Source organism: Actinophytocola sp. (assembly GCF_036378875.1).
GTDB lineage: Bacteria > Actinomycetota > Actinomycetes > Mycobacteriales > Pseudonocardiaceae > Actinophytocola.
Map to the genome: position 1 here is coordinate 1 of NZ_DASUVO010000074.1, position 16360 is coordinate 16360.

At 69.5% G+C, this 16360-nt stretch carries 13 protein-coding genes; 2 read left to right on the top strand and 11 right to left on the bottom strand.

The genetic code is table 11. From position 1 onward, the window contains the following. The 3 genes from VF106_RS21280 to VF106_RS21290 all read right to left on the bottom strand — a co-directional run. The coding region (locus VF106_RS21280; RefSeq protein ID WP_330841526.1) for an aldehyde dehydrogenase family protein at nt 1-525 on the bottom strand (525 nt) is incomplete at its 3' end. Nucleotides 526-533: 8 nt separating this feature from the next. Next, entirely contained in the window at nt 534-2162 is a 1629-nt protein-coding gene (locus VF106_RS21285; RefSeq protein ID WP_330841527.1) for a GMC family oxidoreductase, read from the bottom strand. A 176-nt stretch (nt 2163-2338) separates the two neighbouring features. Continuing rightward, on the bottom strand, nt 2339-3751 hold the full coding sequence (locus VF106_RS21290) for a serine/threonine-protein kinase (protein ID WP_330841528.1): 1413 nt from the start codon (nt 3749-3751) through the stop codon (nt 2339-2341). A gap of 400 nt (nt 3752-4151) precedes the next feature. On the opposite strand from VF106_RS21290, the gene VF106_RS21295 reads away from it, so the two are divergent. Then, the gene (locus tag VF106_RS21295; RefSeq protein ID WP_330841529.1) at nt 4152-5597 is read left to right on the top strand and encodes a pyridoxal phosphate-dependent decarboxylase family protein; all 1446 of its coding nucleotides are present in this window, start codon (nt 4152-4154) and stop codon (nt 5595-5597) included. An 18-nt stretch (nt 5598-5615) separates the two neighbouring features. Continuing rightward, a complete protein-coding gene (locus VF106_RS21300) occupies nt 5616-6656 on the top strand; it encodes a zinc-binding dehydrogenase (RefSeq protein WP_330841530.1) in 1041 nt (346 codons plus the stop codon). 83 nt (nt 6657-6739) lie between these two features. Here VF106_RS21300 and VF106_RS21305 read toward each other — a convergent pair whose 3' ends face one another. The 8 genes from VF106_RS21305 to VF106_RS21340 are packed head-to-tail and all read right to left on the bottom strand — an operon-like array spanning nt 6740 to nt 16332. Further along, nucleotides 6740-8398 carry a DUF885 domain-containing protein gene (locus VF106_RS21305; protein WP_330841531.1) on the bottom strand — a complete coding sequence of 553 codons (1659 nt, stop codon included), beginning with the start codon at nt 8396-8398 and terminating at the stop codon, nt 6740-6742. A 10-nt stretch (nt 8399-8408) separates the two neighbouring features. After that, complete coding sequence (locus VF106_RS21310) at nt 8409-9449, bottom strand: MupA/Atu3671 family FMN-dependent luciferase-like monooxygenase (protein ID WP_330841532.1); 1041 nt, start codon at nt 9447-9449, stop codon at nt 8409-8411. A gap of 20 nt (nt 9450-9469) precedes the next feature. Then, nucleotides 9470-10420: a hypothetical protein gene (locus VF106_RS21315; RefSeq protein WP_330841533.1), complete on the bottom strand. Its 951-nt coding sequence runs from the start codon at nt 10418-10420 to the stop codon at nt 9470-9472. Then, nucleotides 10417-11655, bottom strand: coding sequence for an MFS transporter (locus VF106_RS21320; protein ID WP_330841534.1), 1239 nt, complete (start codon nt 11653-11655; stop codon nt 10417-10419). Before VF106_RS21320 ends, VF106_RS21315 begins: the two co-directional genes overlap by 4 nt. Nucleotides 11656-11668: 13 nt before the next feature. Then, complete coding sequence (locus VF106_RS21325) at nt 11669-13198, bottom strand: AMP-binding protein (RefSeq protein WP_330841535.1); 1530 nt, start codon at nt 13196-13198, stop codon at nt 11669-11671. After that, nucleotides 13191-14294 (bottom strand): HAD-IIIC family phosphatase, encoded by a 1104-nt coding sequence (locus tag VF106_RS21330; RefSeq protein ID WP_330841536.1) that lies wholly within the window; start codon nt 14292-14294, stop codon nt 13191-13193. The genes VF106_RS21325 and VF106_RS21330 overlap by 8 nt, the downstream gene beginning before the upstream one ends. Next, the gene (locus VF106_RS21335; RefSeq protein ID WP_330841537.1) at nt 14267-15229 is read right to left on the bottom strand and encodes a 3-oxoacyl-[acyl-carrier-protein] synthase III C-terminal domain-containing protein; all 963 of its coding nucleotides are present in this window, start codon (nt 15227-15229) and stop codon (nt 14267-14269) included. Before VF106_RS21335 ends, VF106_RS21330 begins: the two co-directional genes overlap by 28 nt. Then, on the bottom strand, nt 15226-16332 hold the full coding sequence (locus VF106_RS21340; protein WP_330841538.1) for an acyl-CoA dehydrogenase family protein: 1107 nt from the start codon (nt 16330-16332) through the stop codon (nt 15226-15228). The genes VF106_RS21335 and VF106_RS21340 overlap by 4 nt, the downstream gene beginning before the upstream one ends. Nucleotides 16333-16360 lie beyond the last annotated feature (28 nt).

Consider the following 16360-nt stretch of genomic DNA (forward strand, 5'->3'; position numbering starts at 1 on the left):
GGAGTCCGAGATGCCGGTCGCGAACGGGAAGTTCCAGGGCGCGATGATCCCGATGATCCCCTTGGGCTGGCGGATCTCGGTCGAGGTCGACAGCATCGGGACCGGGCCGCCGCGCTTGACCGGTTTGAGGAGCTTGGGCGCCCGCTTGAGGTAGTGGCTCATCACCATCACCGGGTCGCAGGTCTCCTCGATCGCCATCCGCCGGTTCTTACCGCTCTCGGCCTGGATGAGATCGGTGGTGGTCCGCGCGTTGTCGACGAAGATCGTGTGGGCTCGCTTGAACACCTCCAGCCGCTGCTTGAGCGGGGTGGCGGCCCACTGCTTCTGCGCCACGCGGGCGGTGGCGTACGCCGCCTCGATGTCGGTCGGCGTCGACTGCGGCAGCTCGACGAGGACCTCGCCGGTGTAGACCTCGGTGAGCTTCCAGGTCGAACCGGACGAACCCGGCACCCTGTCGACGAGTTCCCGCAGGAACAAGTCGGTCACCGAAGCGGGGCGAGTGAGCTGGACAGGAGCGACGGTCATGGTTACCCCTACTTGTCCGAGAGGACGAGTTGCGCGCCCATCTCACCGATCATGATGCAGGGCGCGTTCGTGTTGCCGCCGGTGATCGACGGCATGATCGAGGCGTCGCAGACCCGCAGCCCTTCGACGCCGCGGACCTTGAGGTCGGGTCCGACGACCGCGAGCTCGTCGACGCCCATCCGGCAGGTGCCGACGCCGTGGTACACCGACGTGGCGCGGTTGAGGATCGCGTCGCGCAGCTCCTGGCCGCGTAGCTGCTCGCCAGGGTGGGTCTCCCCCTTGACGGACCCCTTGAACGCCGGTGCCGCGAAGATCTCGCGCACCAGCTCCGAGCCCTCGGCGAGGACCTCGAGATCAGCGGGGTCGGCCAGGTACTGGAAGTCGATGAGCGGTGCCGCCGTCGGGGCGGCCGAGGCGAGCCGCAGTGTGCCTCGGCTCTTCGGGTAGATCAGCGTCGCCAGCACGGTGAGCGAGGTGCGCTTGTCGACCTTGTGCCGGATCGGTTGGTCCTGGTTGGGCGACACGTACGCCCAGGGCAGGAGATGCAGCTGCAGATCGGGCACCGCGTCGGCCTGTGAGGTCCGCAGGAACGCGACCGCCTCGAAGACCGAGTTCGCCATGAAGGTGGTGCCGGGCTTGATCAGCTCCTTGGCCAGGCCCCGCGCGAAGTACGGCGCCGTGCCCTTGAGCTTGCTCGACGACGCCTGGAAGGTCAGCGCGTGGAACATGTGGTCGTGCAGGTTGTCGCCGACCGGCAGGTCCGCGACCACGTCGATGCCGTGGTCTTTGAGGTGCGCGGCGTGGCCGACTCCGGAGAGCATGAGCAGCTGCGCGGATCCGACGAACCCCGCCGAGAGGATGACCTCCTTGCCGGCGCGGACGGTTCGCCGGGTGCCGTCCCGGTCGGTGACCTCGACGCCGATCGCACGGCCGTTCTCGATGACCACTTTGGTCACCAGCACCTGGGGCTGCAGCTCCAGTGTCGGGGACGCGAGGTGGTGGATGTAGCCGCGCGAGGCGCTGTAGCGCAGGCCGCCTGCGGCGTTCTGCTGCATCCGGCTGACGCCCTCCTGCGACTCGGCGTTGTAGTCGTCGAGGATCTTGCAGCCGATCGTGTCGGCGGTGGCCTGGAGGAACTGCAGTGAACCCTCCTGCGGGGCCTTGACACGAGTGACCTGGATCGGTCCGCCCGCGCCGCGGTACGCGTTCTCCCCGTCCTCGAAGTCCTCCAGGCGCTTGTACACGGCGTTCACGCTGTCGGCGTCCCAGCCCACGTTGCCCTCGGCGGCCCAGGAGTCGAAGTTGGCGCGGTTGCCCCGGACGTAGACCATTCCGTTCACGGAGCTGGACCCACCGACCACCTTGCCTCGTGGCACCGGCATCTCACGGTTGAGGAGGTGTTTCTGCGGCACCGAGTAGTAGCCCCAGTCGACGAGCTTCTTCAGCTGGGGCACGGAGTGCATCGGGCCGATCATCCCAGGCTTCGTGACCAGCAGCTGCTCGTCCGTCTTGCCGGCCTCGAGCACGATCACACTCGCGCCCGACTCGGCCAGCCGGCCCGCGATCGCGGCTCCCGAACTGCCCGACCCGACCACCACGTAGTCGGCCTCACTGCTCTGTGACACCTTCTTGGCCATTCCCGCTCCTCGATCCACCACCAGCTGGCCATAACTGTAACGTGTTCTAGTTCTACTGGACCAGTGGTCGTGACATGGGTGTCCATCGAGTCAGCTGGTCTCTGGACGACGTTCTGACCGTGAGTGAGCTTCCCGGCGGTGACAGGGCCCTGCGGGTGAACCACGTTCTCGTTGGCTCAGCCGCAGCTGACCCCCTTGGCGGGTGTCGACGTGTTGTCGAGGCGCCGGATGAACGTGTCGCCGCCGATGTCGTTCCGCATTTCGCATGCTCTGTTCTTGCGGACGAACGGTCCGTAGTAGACGGCGTAGACGTCGACACCATCGACCTGTTGCTGCAGTGAGCTGCACCCGGTCGAGGGTGTGTGGAGATAGCGCGCGCCGGGGTTCGCGTCGAGGAAGGCCTGGACGGTGCGCTGGTAATTGTTCGGGTCGATGGCGGAACCGACGATGACGATGTACCCGCCGTCGCAGGCTGGCGTGCTGATGGGAACCGAAACCGACAGGTCCGCGGCCGAGGTCTGGGTCGTGGGCGGGCCGGTCGGCGTGGTCACGGTGGTCGCGGTGGTGGTCGGCGTGGTCGGCGGGTTGGCCGCCTTGTCGTCGGGCGAGCCCAACGGCCAGTTCAGCATCGCCGCTACGACGAGCCCGGCCACGGCGACGACCGCCGCGGTGCCGGCGAGCCACCACAGGCCTCTGCGTGACGGGGTCGGCCGCGTCACCGGTGTGGATCGCGGGCGCGGCGCCGGCAAGGTCGCCGGAGACGAGGGCGCCGGCTGGCTCAGTGCTTGTCTGGCCGCGGCCGCCAGCGCTCCCGCACTCTCGAAACGGTCCTCGGGACGCTTCGCCATCCCGGTGGCGATGATGTCGTCGAAGGCGGGTGCCAGGTCCGGCCGGAGAGCGGTCGCCGCCGGCGGCACCTTGTGGAGATGTGCGTGCATGAGAGCGAGCATGTTCCCACCCGAGAAGGGCTGGGCCCCGGTGAGACACTGGAACAGCACGCACGCGAGCGAGTAGACGTCCACCCGGTGGTCCACCCGGCCGTCGGGGGTGAAGCGTTCCGGTGCCATGTAGGCGACCGTGCCGATGGGCACGCCCGTCCCCGTGATGTCGGCGTGCGCGGCCATCGAACGGGCGATGCCGAAGTCGACGAGGTACGCGAAACCACCGGCGGCGAGGAGCACGTTCGACGGTTTGATGTCCCGGTGCACGAGCCCCTCGGCGTGGGCCGCGTCGAGCGCACTGGCGATCTGGCCGACCACGTCGACCGCCGCGGCCGGGCTCATCGGACCGTGGGTGGCCAGCGTCGCGCTCAGGTCGTCGCCTTCGACCAGGCGCATGTCCAGGTAGAGGCGGCCGTCGATCTCTCCGTACGCGTGGATCGGGATGACGTGCGGTTCACGCAACCGCGCCGCGGCCTTCGCTTCCCGAACGAACCGCTGCCGGTAGTCGTGATCGGCGGCCGTGTGCGCCCCGAGGATCTTGATGGCGACCACCCGGTCGTGCTGGGTGTCGTAGGCGCGGTGGACCTCACCCATGCCACCGCGGGCGATCAACCCTTCCATCCGGTAATGGCCGAACTGCCACACCACGCGCCGCCCCCTGCTCAGGTCCTCGTCTCGACAGTGGACCGCTGTGCATCGAGCCGCGATTCTAACCGCACGTCACCCGCCGTACGCCCCCACCGCGCCGGCAAGCAGCGCTGGTGGCCGGCGGTGGAAATGTCCACGGACGTGCCGCGAAACTGAAACACGAAATTGTTTCCGTTATTCCGTACGCGAATGCAACCAACAGGATTTGACGCATTTATTCCGTCATCACGAAGCTTAATATGATCAACGTAGGCAAGATTCCGCCTAATGCGCTATTCATGTTACGACATCCGGAACTTTCCGATCTGCCGTGCACTGTGGGATAACGATCAGGCAATACTCGGAGTGACGGTCCGCATACCCATCTGTACATCGTTGAGAAACGAGTGGTGTTTTGAGGTTGGACGGAGTTGCCACCGGTGCCGACGTCGGCGCCCTCGAGACCGACTCGCAGACCGTCGCCGAGTGGGTCGATGCCGCCGGGCGGTACATCACGTCTTTCCTGGACGGGCTGGAGGACGCGCCGGCGATCGGTCCTGACCTTCCCGTTGACATGGTGGGGCGATTCGCCATGCCGCCGAAAGAGGAACCGGGCCGGTTCGACGTGCTGCTGGACACGTTCGGCGACGCCGCCCGCTACGGGATGGAGACCGCCGGGCCACGGCATTTCGCCTATATTCCCGGCGGCGGCCTGGTGTCCTCGGCGATCGCGGAGTTGCTGGCCCGCTTGGTCAACAGACAGACCGCCCTGGCCACGCCGGCGCCGGGACTCGTGGCCATGGAGCAGGGCGTGCTGCGCTGGCTCTGCACGGAGTTCGGACAGCCGGCCGGCGCCGGCGGGCTGGTGACGACCGGCGCGTCGATGGCGACCCTGTGCGTGGTGGCCGCGGTCCGCCATCACCGGCTCGGGGAGGACTTCGGGAACGGCACCATCTACGTCACCGAACACACCCACCACAGCGTGGCCAAGGCCGCCCGGATCGCCGGTTTCCGCCCGGACCGGTTGCGGATCGTGCCCGACACGGCGGACCTCCGGATGGACGTGGCCGCGGCCACCCGTCAGATCGCGGCCGACCGGGCGGCCGGGCTCCGTCCCTTTCTGCTGGTCGGCACCGCCGGAACAACCAGCACAGGCACCGTCGACCCGCTGCTCCACCTCGCCGCGCTGGCACGCAGGGAGGACCTGTGGCTCCACGTGGACGCGGCCTATGGCGGGTTCTTCCAGCTCACCCAGCGGGGGCGCGATCGCCTGATCGGCATCGAGGCCGCCGACTCGATCGCGTTGGACCCACACAAGGGGCTGTTCCTGCCGCACGGCACCGGGGTGCTGCTGGTACGAGATCCCGGGGTGTTGCGAGCCGCGTTCGCCGAAGACGCACCGTACCTGCGGGACGTCGGCGCCGCCGCCATGCTGCCGAACTTCGCCGATCTCGGTATCGAGCTGACCCGCGAGTTCCGTGGGCTGCGACTGTGGTTGCCGCTCCACCTCCACGGTGTCGCGGCGTTTCGTGCCGCGCTGGACGAGAAGCTCGACCTCGCCGCGCACGCCCATGACGAACTGCGCCGGATGAAGGGCGTGCACGTCCCATGGCGACCCGAACTGTCCACCGTGACCTTCCGGGACGTGGCCGGCAACACCGCCACGCACCGCCTTCTCGAACAGATCCACGCCTCCGGACAAGCGCTGCTGTCCAGCACCAGCGTGCGCGGGCAGCACGTGCTGCGTATGTGCGTACTCAGCCACCGCTCCCGCGCCGAGCACGTCGACGACGCCCTCGAGGTCATCCGCGACGCCGCGAGCCGTGACTCTCCGGTCACGTCCGGCGTGAACCGAGATCGAATGTAGTGCCAGGAAAGGACGCTCATGCGGGCAACGTTGATCTACGGTGCCGGGGACGTGCGGGTGGAGACCGTCCCCGACCCGGAACTACACGAGCCCTCCGACGCCGTGGTGCGAGTGCTGCGCTCCAGCGTCTGCGGCACCGACCTGCACCCCTACCGGTCCATGCCCGCCTCGCCGGAGGGCGTGCCGATGGGTCACGAGTTCCTCGGCGTCGTCGAGGACATCGGATCGGACGTCGCCACACTGCGCCACGGTGACGTCGTGATCGCGCCGTTCGCCTACTCCGACGGCACCTGCGAGTTCTGCCAGCGGGGCCTGCAGACCTCCTGCGTCCACGGTGGAATCTTCGCGTTGGGCGACGCCTGCGGCGCCCAGGCCGAGGCCGTCCGCGTCCCGCTGGCCGACGGGACCCTCGTCAAGATCCCCGACAGCACCGCGGCCGACTCGCCGTTGCTGCCGTCCCTGCTGACGCTGGCCGACGTGTTCCTCACCGGACACCACGCCGCCGTCCGCGCCGGGGTGAACTCACGCACGACCGTCGCGGTGATCGGCGACGGGGCGGTCGGCCTGTCCGCCGTACTGGCCGCCAAGCGGCTCGGCGCCGAACGGATCGTCCTCATGGGACGCAACCCGGACCGCACCGACCTCGGCCGCGAGTTCGGCGCAACCGACGTCGTCGCCGAGCGCGGTGCCGACGGCATCGAGAAGCTTCTGGACCTGACCGGCGGCGGGGTCAACGCGGTGCTCGAGGCCGTCGGGTACCGCGACGCCTACGACATGGCCGTCGGCGTGGTCCGTGCCGGTGGCGTGATCAGCCGCGTCGGTCTGCCCCAGTACGAGGAGGCCCCCATTGGGTTCGCGAGCCTCTTCCTCAACAACATCACCCTCACCGGCGGTCCGGCCCCGGTCCGCGCCTACATCGAGGAACTGCTGCCCGACGTGCTGAGTGGCACCCTCGATCCAGGGCGTGTGTTCGATCGCACCCACCGGCTCGACGAGATCCCCGACGGCTACCGCGCGATGAACGACCGCCAGGCCCTCAAGGTCCTCATCCGCCCGTAACGACCCGGCCGAGGCGACGAAGGGCGCCGTGCTCACGCCCACCGCGAGCACGGCGTCCTTCATCGCGTTCGTCGGGGAACGGGTCAGTACCTGGCCAGGCGGTCGCGGAGCAGGTCCAGGCCGATGGAACCCATCTCCAGGGCGTGTGCGTGGAAGTGCTTCAGGTCGAAGGCGTCGCCGTGGCGGCGGCGGGCGTCGTCGATCGCGGTCAGCCAGACGCGTTCGCCCAGTTTGTAGCCGGGGGCCTGGCCAGCCCAGCCAAGGTAGCGGTCGATCTCGTCCGGCAGGGAGGCCTTGTCGGAGATCGTCATCTCGTTCAGGAACTTCAGCCCGAGGTCGGGGGTCCAGCGTTCGCCCTCGTGGAAGTTCGTGCCGGTGGGGATCGTCAGGCGCAGGTGCATGCCGATGTCCAGGATCACCCGTGCGGCCCTGAGGTGCTGTTCCAGCAGCATCCCGAGAACGTGTGCGTCGTCGTCCAGGTAGCCGAGGTCACGCATCAGGCGTTCGGCGTACAGGGCCCAGCCCTCGGCGTGCGCCGAGACGAAACCCAGCAGGCGCTGGTAGGTGTTCAGCTTGTCCTTCTGGTACATCGCCGTCGCGATGTGCAGGTGGTGGCCCGGCACGCCCTCGTGGTAGAGCACCGAGACCTCGCGCCAGGTCGGGAACACCTCCTGGTCGGACGGCAGCGACCACCACATCCCCGCCGGTCTGCTGAAGTCGTCCGACGGACCCGCGTAGTACCCGCCGATGCTGCCGCCGGGCGGGGCCAGTCGGCACTCCAGTTTCATCAGCTCGTCCGGGATGTCGAAGTGCACGCCCCGGAGGTCGGCCAGTGCCTTGTCGGACAGCTGCTGCAGGTACGAACGGAACGTCTCCCGGCCCAGGACGTGGTGGCGCGGGTCGGCGTCCAGCAGCTCGGACACCTCCGCCGGGGTCGCGCCCGGCCTGATCCGGTCCGCCGTCTTCCTCATCTCCTCGCCGATCCGGAAGAACTCGCCCCACGCCCACTCGTACGCCTCGTCCAGGTCGAGCCGGGCGCCGGTGAAGTTGCGGGACCAGATGCGATAGGCGTCCAGTCCCACCGCGTCACGGTCGGGGGTCTTCGGGGCGATCTCGTCCCGCAGGAACGACGCGAAGTCGGCGTAAGCCTTCGTCGCCGCCTCGGCAAGTGTTGCCACGCCAGGGAGTGGCGACTGTCCGACGAGGGTGGTGAAGAAGGGTTTCTGGTCCAGCGCGCCGGACCACACCTCGCACTGGCCAGCCATCTTGCTCACCTGGCGCAGGGTCGGTGCGCTGCCGTTCGACAGCGCCTTCACCAGCGACTCCCGCACTCCGGCCACGGCCGCCGGGACCTTCGCCAGTCGTTCGGCGATGACGGCCCAGTGTTCCGTGGTGTCGGTCGGCATCATGTCGAAGCACTGCCGGATCGCCCACACCGGGTTCTCGATCGCGTTGTACGCGGCCACCTCCAGGTCCGCATCGTGGATTTCCACGGCCAGGCCGACGCGTTCGGTGAACACGTCCTTGGCGAGTTGTTCGGCGTCGTTCGCCGGTTCCGCGGCGTCGATGGCACGCAGCGCGGTCGCGGCGAGGTCGGCTCGTGCCCTGTACCCGTCGGGGGAGAAATCCGGCAGGGCGTTGTCGTGTTCGGCGAAACCCAGGTAGCTCGCGGTGATCGGGTCCAGGTCGGCGAAGTCCGCGACGTACTCGTCGGAGATCGCGGTCACGCTCTTGTTCGACATTCTCGTCCTCTCAGCAGAAGTGGCGGCGCAGCTGGTCAAGGTTGTCCAGGGCGGCGAGGGCGGTCTTCGCCGGCACACCGAAGTCGATCAGGCAGGCGATCTCGTCGACACCGATCCTCTCCGCCTGACGCACCACGTTCTTGGCCTTCTCGACGGTGCCGAGCAGGCCGCCATCGTCGAAGTAGCGGTCGAACGAGCGGGCCACCAGGAACTCCAGGTCGGCGTCCTTGAGCTTGGCGGGATCGGGCCTGCGCCGACCGTCCAGTTGGGACCCGAGCAGCAGGTTGACCGAGCTGCGCAAGTAGTTCGACAGCGGTTCCCGGACGACCTCGCGCGCCGCGTCCTCGTCGTCGCCCAGATAGGTGTGCAGCATCAGCACCACGTGCCCCGGCCAGTTCCCCGGGCGCTCTGCGACGGCTTCCCGGTACGCCGCGATCTTGGTGGCCAGGTCGTCCACGTCCTGCCCGAGCAGGTGCGTCAGCAGGCCGGCGCCGAGACGGCCCGCGTTGCGGAACGTCTCGACCGCGCCCGCGCTGGTCAGCCAGACCGGCAGCTCGCGTTGCACGGGCGGCGGGAACACGTTGACCTCAGTGGGTTTGCCGGCTCCGTCGACCACCCGCATGCTCTCGCCGCGCCACAGACCGCGGACCTGGTCGGCGTAGTCCATCACGATGGTGCGGCGGTCGGCGTAGTTCTCCGGCCGCAGCGCGAAGTCCGTCGCGTGCCAGCCGGACGCGAACGAGATCCCGACCCTGCCGCCGGAGATGTTGTCCACAACGGACCACTCCTCGGCGATCCGCAGCGGGTGGTGCAGTGGCGCGACGACACTGCCGGCGCGGATCGCGACCCGTTCGGTCACCGCGGCGATCGCCGCGCCGGTAACGGCCGGGTTCGGGTAGATGCCGCCGAAGGGGTGGAAGTGCCGTTCCGGCGTCCACACGGCGGTGAAGTCGTGGGTGTCGGCGAAGCGGGCACCGGCGAGCAGCTGCTCGTACCGGTCGGCCTCGAGCCCGCAGTTGTCGTTGGCGAAGTAGAACAGGCTGAAGTCCATGTCCTTGCCCCCATGTGGTCTCAGAGCGCGCCGAGCTCGGCACACAGCAGGTCGTAGCCGGCCTCGATGCCCGGCGGCACCGACAGTTCCCAGATCGGCACGGCGGTCAGTTCCCGGCGCAGGTCCTCGGTCACCTCGTCGAGGACGGCGATGTCCTTCTTCGCGGTGCTGACGTCGTCCCAGCAGCGTTTGACCGCGTCGTCCACGTCGAGCTCCCGGACGGCGGCCCGTTCCCCTCGGGCCAGGAACACCATCGCGTCCATGCTCGCGGCGGACCGCAGCCGTTGCTGGGGCAGGTGCGCGAGGCCGAGGCGGAACCGGGCGCCGGCGTTGTAGTCCACGGTGGCGGCCTCGACCAGCTCGGGGCACAGGTCGCGCACCGAGCTGTCGAGGTACACCGCGTGCGGGTAGCCCCAGACCCTGCCCGGTTCGTCGTCGAGGTGACGCACCATGATGTCCTCCGAGACCAGGTCGGCGCCGCCGCGGTGTGCCCAGTAGCTGAACACGGACTTGCCCATGCCGGTCGGCCCGGACACCACCGCGTTCCGGCCGGCCACGGAGATCGCGCCCGCGTGTAGGGGGTAATGGCGCGGGGACCGGCAGACCAGGTAGAGGAACGCCCGTTCGAGCAGCCAGTGACCCCACAGCACGGGATCGTCGAGGTCTCGTGTGGACAGTACGGTGTGGATCGACCAGCTGTTCGGGTCGACCGTCCCACGGCTGGCCCCGGTGTCCATCTCGATCGGGTTGTCAGCCATCAGTTCGACGGTGTGCGGCGGGTTCTTCTTCGGCCCCGGCGCGTCCTCGGTCAGCTCGATGGTGAGCCGTACCGTGGGCGCGGCGGCGACCGGCGCCGTAGGCCGCTCCTCCACCGGCGCGCCGAAGAACTGGCCGACCACCTCCCGCACGCCGGCGTCGGCGACGCACTCGACCGCGAACCCGTAGCACTCCCGGATCGACGTGTCCGTCATGACTTTCCTCCGTTCGAAGCCGCGACCGGCTCCTGCCTGGTACGCAGCGCCCATTTCCCGACAGCCGGCGCGGCCGTGCCGGCGCCGAGCAACACGACGGCGAACACCAGCCAGCCCAGCCAGCCGGCGCCGACGATCAACGTGGTCGCCGCGACCGGCGTCAGCATCGCGCCGATGTTGCCGCTCATCCCGAACATGCCCTGGTACTGGCCGTGCGCGTGCTCCGGAGCCAACTCGTAGGCCAGAGCCCACGAACCGGCGCTGTACAGCAGCTCACCGAAGACGTGGACCAGCGCACCCGCACCGAGCAACACCACCGCGAGCCACGCAGGTTGGCCCGCCGCGAGCGCGAACAGGCCGCAACACACCGCCAGTAGGACACCGCAGCGGCGCAGGGCGTTCGCGCCACCCATGACGTCCTCGGCACCCCGGCTCATCCTCACCTGGAACGCCACGACCATCACGGTGTTGACGACCAGGATCACCGAGTACACGTATGCGGGCGCGTTCGTCCTGGCGGCGATCCAGATCGGCAGCGCGACCGTGAGGATGCCGGCGTTCATCATCAGGACGGCGTTGATCACGCTGGCCGCCACGAACGGCCGGTCCCCCAACACCGCCCACCACCGGGCCCGCTCACCGCGGCCGACCGGCGCGACCGGCGGAAGCGCGAGGTAGCTCAGTCCACTCGCGACGAACAGCAGTCCACACGCGACGAGCAGGGAGACGTAACCCGCGCGTGAGTCGATACTCAGCGCGACCCCGCCGAACACGGCACCCGCGGAGATCCCGATGTTGTTGACCGCCCGCAGGTACGCCCTTGCCCGGACCCGCTCACCGCCGGCGACCACGGCCGCGACCAGCGCACCACGGGCCGACTCGCCGGCGACCTCGGCCACGCCCACCAGCGCCGCCGCGACGACGAACCCGGCGAAGCCGTCGGCCAGCGTGTATCCCGTGACCAGCAACCCCTGCAGGGAAACGAACCCGACCGCGCTCGTCCTCGGCCCCAGGACGTCGACGAGGTGGCCGGTCGGCACGCTGGCGAGGATCTTGACGGCCGCCGCGATGGTCAGCCCGATGCCCAGCTGGCCGGGCGGCAACCCGACCGACCGCACGAAGAACAGCACGACCAGCGACACCAGGATCCCGTTGCCGACGCTGCGCCCGAGGTTGGCCCGGACCAGTGCCCTGATCGGCCCTGCCGGTGGGATCAGCTGCTCCCGCAGTCGCATCGGACCCACTCCCCTAGGCCCCGGCCGCGAGCAGCTCGCGCAGGCGGCCGCGGTCGGCTTTTCCGTTGGGGTTCAACGGGATCTCCGGTAGGTAGGTGAACCGCCTCGGCACCATGTGGATCGGGACCTGCTTGCGCAGCCACCGGATCAGCGCCGACGAGCTGATGGGGGCGCCGGCGTGGAATCCGGCCAGCTCGACGTCCTCGCCCCGCCCGACCGCGATGACGATCGCGTCCCGGACGCCGGGGCACCGACGCATGGCCGCCTCGATCTCCCCGAGCTCGACCCGGAAGCCCCGGATCTTGACCTGGTGGTCGAGCCGGCCGAGGTGTACCCACTCGCCGGCCTCGAGCCGAACCCGGTCGCCGGTGCGGTAGTAGTGCGCCGCCGTGAGATCCGAGGAACCGTCGTAGGGTCTCGTCCGTCCGTCCTCGTGGGACAGGAACCGGCCTTCGTTGTCCACGGCGTCGAGGTACCCGTCGAACCGTTGCGAGCCACGGACGCACAGCTCGCCCTCCTCGGCCGGCGCGCCGTGCTCGTCCAGCACGAGCCAGTCGAGGAACTCATAGATCGGTCCGATGGGGACGGTGTCGTTCGAGGTGCGAGGCCAGTCCATCGGGTCGCGGGGAAGCCGGTACTCCGCGCACGCGACCGTCAGCTCGGTCGGCCCGTACACGTTCTCGACGACCGAGTCCGGCGCCATCGCGTGCCAGGCCCTCGCCTGCGACATCGTCAGCGCCTCACCGATGAAGACGCTGTACCGCAACGAGTCGACCGCACCGGCCGGCAGGTTGCCCAGCTCCGCGCTGACCGACACCACTGACGGCACCGAGAACCAGTGGGTCAGCGCGTTGCCCGCGATGTAGGCGGCCGGGGTGAGCAGGTCCGTCCGTTGCGGCACGACAAGCGTCGCGCCGCCGCCCCACGTCACGAACATGTCGAACACCGAGGGGTCGAACGTCAGGTCGAAGGTGTGCGACATCCGGCACCCCGGGCCGACCTCGAACCGGTCGATGTTGTGCGCGATGTAGGGCGACAGGTTGCGGTGCCGGATCGGCACCCCCTTCGGCCGGCCCGTGGAACCCGAGGTGAACAGCACGTACGCCACGTCGTCCAGCGAGCCGTGGTACGGCGGCAGCGCCGCCACCGGACCGTCCAGTTCGGACAGTGACAGTGCCGTGACGGGCAGGTCGGCGGCCAGCCGCGCGGTGGCGGCCGAGTCGGCGAGCACCAGTTCCGCGCCGGCCAGCGCGCACACGGTCGCGTTGCGGGCGGCCGGGAACGTCGGGTGGAGCGGTGTCACCACCGCGCCGAGCCGCAGGGCCGCGAGATATCCCGCGAAGCCGAGGACGGTCCGGTCCGCCAGCAACGCGAGCCGGCGCGGCGCGTGGCCGTGCGCGCCCAGGATCCGCCCGGCCAGCGTCTCCGCCAGTTCGCGCAGCTCCCGGTAGGTGACGGCGGCGCCGGCCAGTTCCACCGCCGGCGCACCGGGAAACCGGTCGGCCGAGTGGCGGAACCACTCGTACAGCGTGCGGTCAGTCATCCCGACCGCCGGCCAGGTCCGGTGCGAGCACCGTCATCGTCGTCGGCGCCGGCTGTCGTTCCGGAACCAGGTGCAGGCGCTGCACGCCGTCCGCGCCGGGGTCGTCGGTGATCACGTCCACGCAGCCGCACGCGTCACCGGCGAAGCCGGCGAACCGGTACGCGATCTCCATCATCCGGTTGCGGTCGGTCCTGCGGAAGTCGGCCACCAGGTGCGTGCCCGCCATCGCCGCCTGGTCGGACAGCCAGTTCAGCAGGACGGCCCCGGCACCGAACGCGACGACCCGGCAGGACGTGGCGAGCAGCTTGAGGTGCCACATCGTCGGGTGCTTCGCCAGCAACATCACGCCGACCGCGCCGTGCGAGCCGAACCGGTCGGTGAGCGTGGTGACCAGCACCTCGTGGTCGGGGTCGGTGAGCAGGGCACGCAGCCGCGCGTCCGAGTAGTGCACGCCGGTGGCGTTCATCTGGCTGGTGCGCCGGGTCAGCTCCTCCACTCTGGACAGCTCGCCCGGAGTGGCGCGGCTGATCCGCATCCGCAGGTCCAGCGAGCGCAGGAAGTCGTCGTCCGCGCCCGTGTGCTCGGCGCGCGCGGTCTCCCGCCGCGTGCCGGCCTGGTACATCTTCCTGCGGTTGCGGGAGTCCTCGGTGACGACCGCGGGCGTGAACTCGGGCAGGCTCGGCAGCGAGCCGGCCGACTCGGCCGGATAGCACCGCACCTGCGGCAGGAACCGCGCGACCTCGGCGCGTTCGACCGGCTGGTCGTCGACGAACGCGATGGTCCGCTCGGCGAACCCCAGCTCGTCGGCGATCCGCCGGACCGAGTCGGACTTGCGTCCCCAACCGATCTGCGGTGCCACGAAGTACTCGGCGAGGTCGAGCTTCACCAGCCACTCCCACGCCTGGTCGTGGTCGTTGCGGCTGGCGATCGACTGCAGGATGCCCCGCTCGTCCAGCGCCACGATCACGTCGCGGATCTCCTCGGGTACCTGGGGTTCGTCGTTCTCGAGCAGAATTCCCTGCCACAGCGTCTGGTCCAGGTCCCAGACGAGGCACTTGACCGTTTCCGTCACACTTCCCACAACGTCACCGCCCATGCCGCCACCGGACTGTTGTTGAGCACCAGGACCAGATCCCCGGTGCGTAGTTCACCGCCGCGGAGCAGGCGGTCGAGGTTGAGCACGACGTCCATCGCGCCGAGATGCCCGTAGTCACGCAGGTGGTCGCGGCACACCGGGTGGATGGACAGGTCCAAAAGGGACTCGTAGAAGTCGTACGCGCTGGCCGTGACGTTCTGCATGATCGTCGCGGCGACCTGGTCCTTGCGCACTCCCGCGTCGGCGAGCACCTGCGTGACCAGCTTGCCCAGCCGCAACCGGCTCTGCAGTGCCAGCTCGAAGCTGTACCGGTCGGGCGAGGAGCATTCCTCGCGCCACTCGTACCAGGGCGCCTGCTTGTAGTCCACACCGAACAGGTCGTGGAAGTCGCCGTCGGTCTGCATCCGGTGCGCACGCAGCACCGGCCGCGCGTCGCGCTGGATCGTCATGGCGTAGGCGCCGTCGCCGATCACCGTGACCGGGTAACGAATCCGGTCCATCCCGGTCGGTCTGCTGCCGTGTGTGATGAGCACGCTCTGCCGGTCGGGATCCGCCACCAGGAGGTCACGGGCCAGTGCCCACGCCGCGCTGGAACCGGTGCAGCCCAGACCGTCCACTGTGAACGCGAAGCTGCGGGACACGTCCGCTTCCTTCTGCACCCGGCAGACGTCCGAGCCGAGCAGCACGTCGGGTGCCCGCGCGCCGACGAGCAGCAGCACGTCGGGGTCGACCTGGTCTGCCTCGGCCAGTTCCTGGCAGGCACGGACGGCCAGGTCGGTCGCCGTGCGGTTCAGGAACTCGCCGATCCCGGCGATCCCGCATCCCTCGGCGAACTCGGTCTCCTCGTGGGAAAGTGAGCCGAACTCCGGCAGTTCCCGGACGGCTGTCCGGTCCGTCGGCAGGACACAGTGGATGGCGCCGATGCCGATGCTCATGACGTCCCCAGCGCGTGGTCGGCGAGCATCAGCTGGCTGATCTCGTTGCTGCCTTCGATGATCTCCATCAGCTTCGCGTCCCGGTAGGCACGCGCGACCACGTGCCCGTCGAGCACGCCGGCCGAGCCGAGCACCTGCACCGCGGTGCTCGAGCCGGTGGCCGCGTGCCCGGCCGCGACGTGTTTGGCGACCACGGACGCGGTCACCATCTCCGGGGAGCCGGCATCCCAGCACCTGCTGGCGTGTTCGCACACCCTGGTCGCGACCTGCTCGGCGACCAGGAGCTCGGCGATGTGCCGCCGGATCATCTGGTGGTCGGCGAGCAGCTGGCCGAACTGCTTGCGTGAGGTGGCATGCGTGGTGGCCGCGCGCAGACAGGCGCGCAGGATGCCGACACAGCCCCACGCGACCGACAGCCGGCCGTAGGTCAGGGCCGTGGTCACCAGCCATCCCAGCGGTTGCCCGGCGCCACGCAGCAGGTTCGCGACCGGCACCCGCACGGCGTCGAGCCGCACGTTCGCGTGCCCTCCCGCGCGGCAACCCAGCGCGCCCGGCACGTTCTCCAGCCGCACACCGGGCGCCGAGGTCGGCACCACCACGGCGGCCGCGCCGACACCGAAGCGCCCGAACACCACGAGCAGGTCCGCGTACTTGGCGCCGGTGACCCAGACCTTGTGCCCGGACACGACGACCGTGTCGCCGTCCGCGACGATCTCGGTCCGCATGGCGGACAGGTCGCTGCCGGCGCCCGGCTCGCTGAACGCCATCGCGGCCAGCTCGCCGCCGGTCAGCCTGCGCAGGAACGTCGCACGCTGTCCGGCGTCGCCGAACCGCCGGACGGTCCACGCGGCCATGCCCTGGCAGGTGGCCACACTGCGCACCGAGCCGCAGTGCTCGCCGATGTGGGCGATCAGCTCCCCGTTGTCCTGGCTGGAGAAGCCGAGCCCGCCCGCGGACTCCGCGACCTCGGCGCAGAGCAGTCCCTTGGCACCCAGCTGCCGCAGCGGCTCCAGTGGGATCAGACCCGCCATGTCCCACTCACCGGCCTGGTCGCCGATGATCTTCGCGACGTCGGTGCGGGCGTCGTCCAGCCGCTCATTCATCCGTGCCGCCCCGCAACCGGCCTACCAG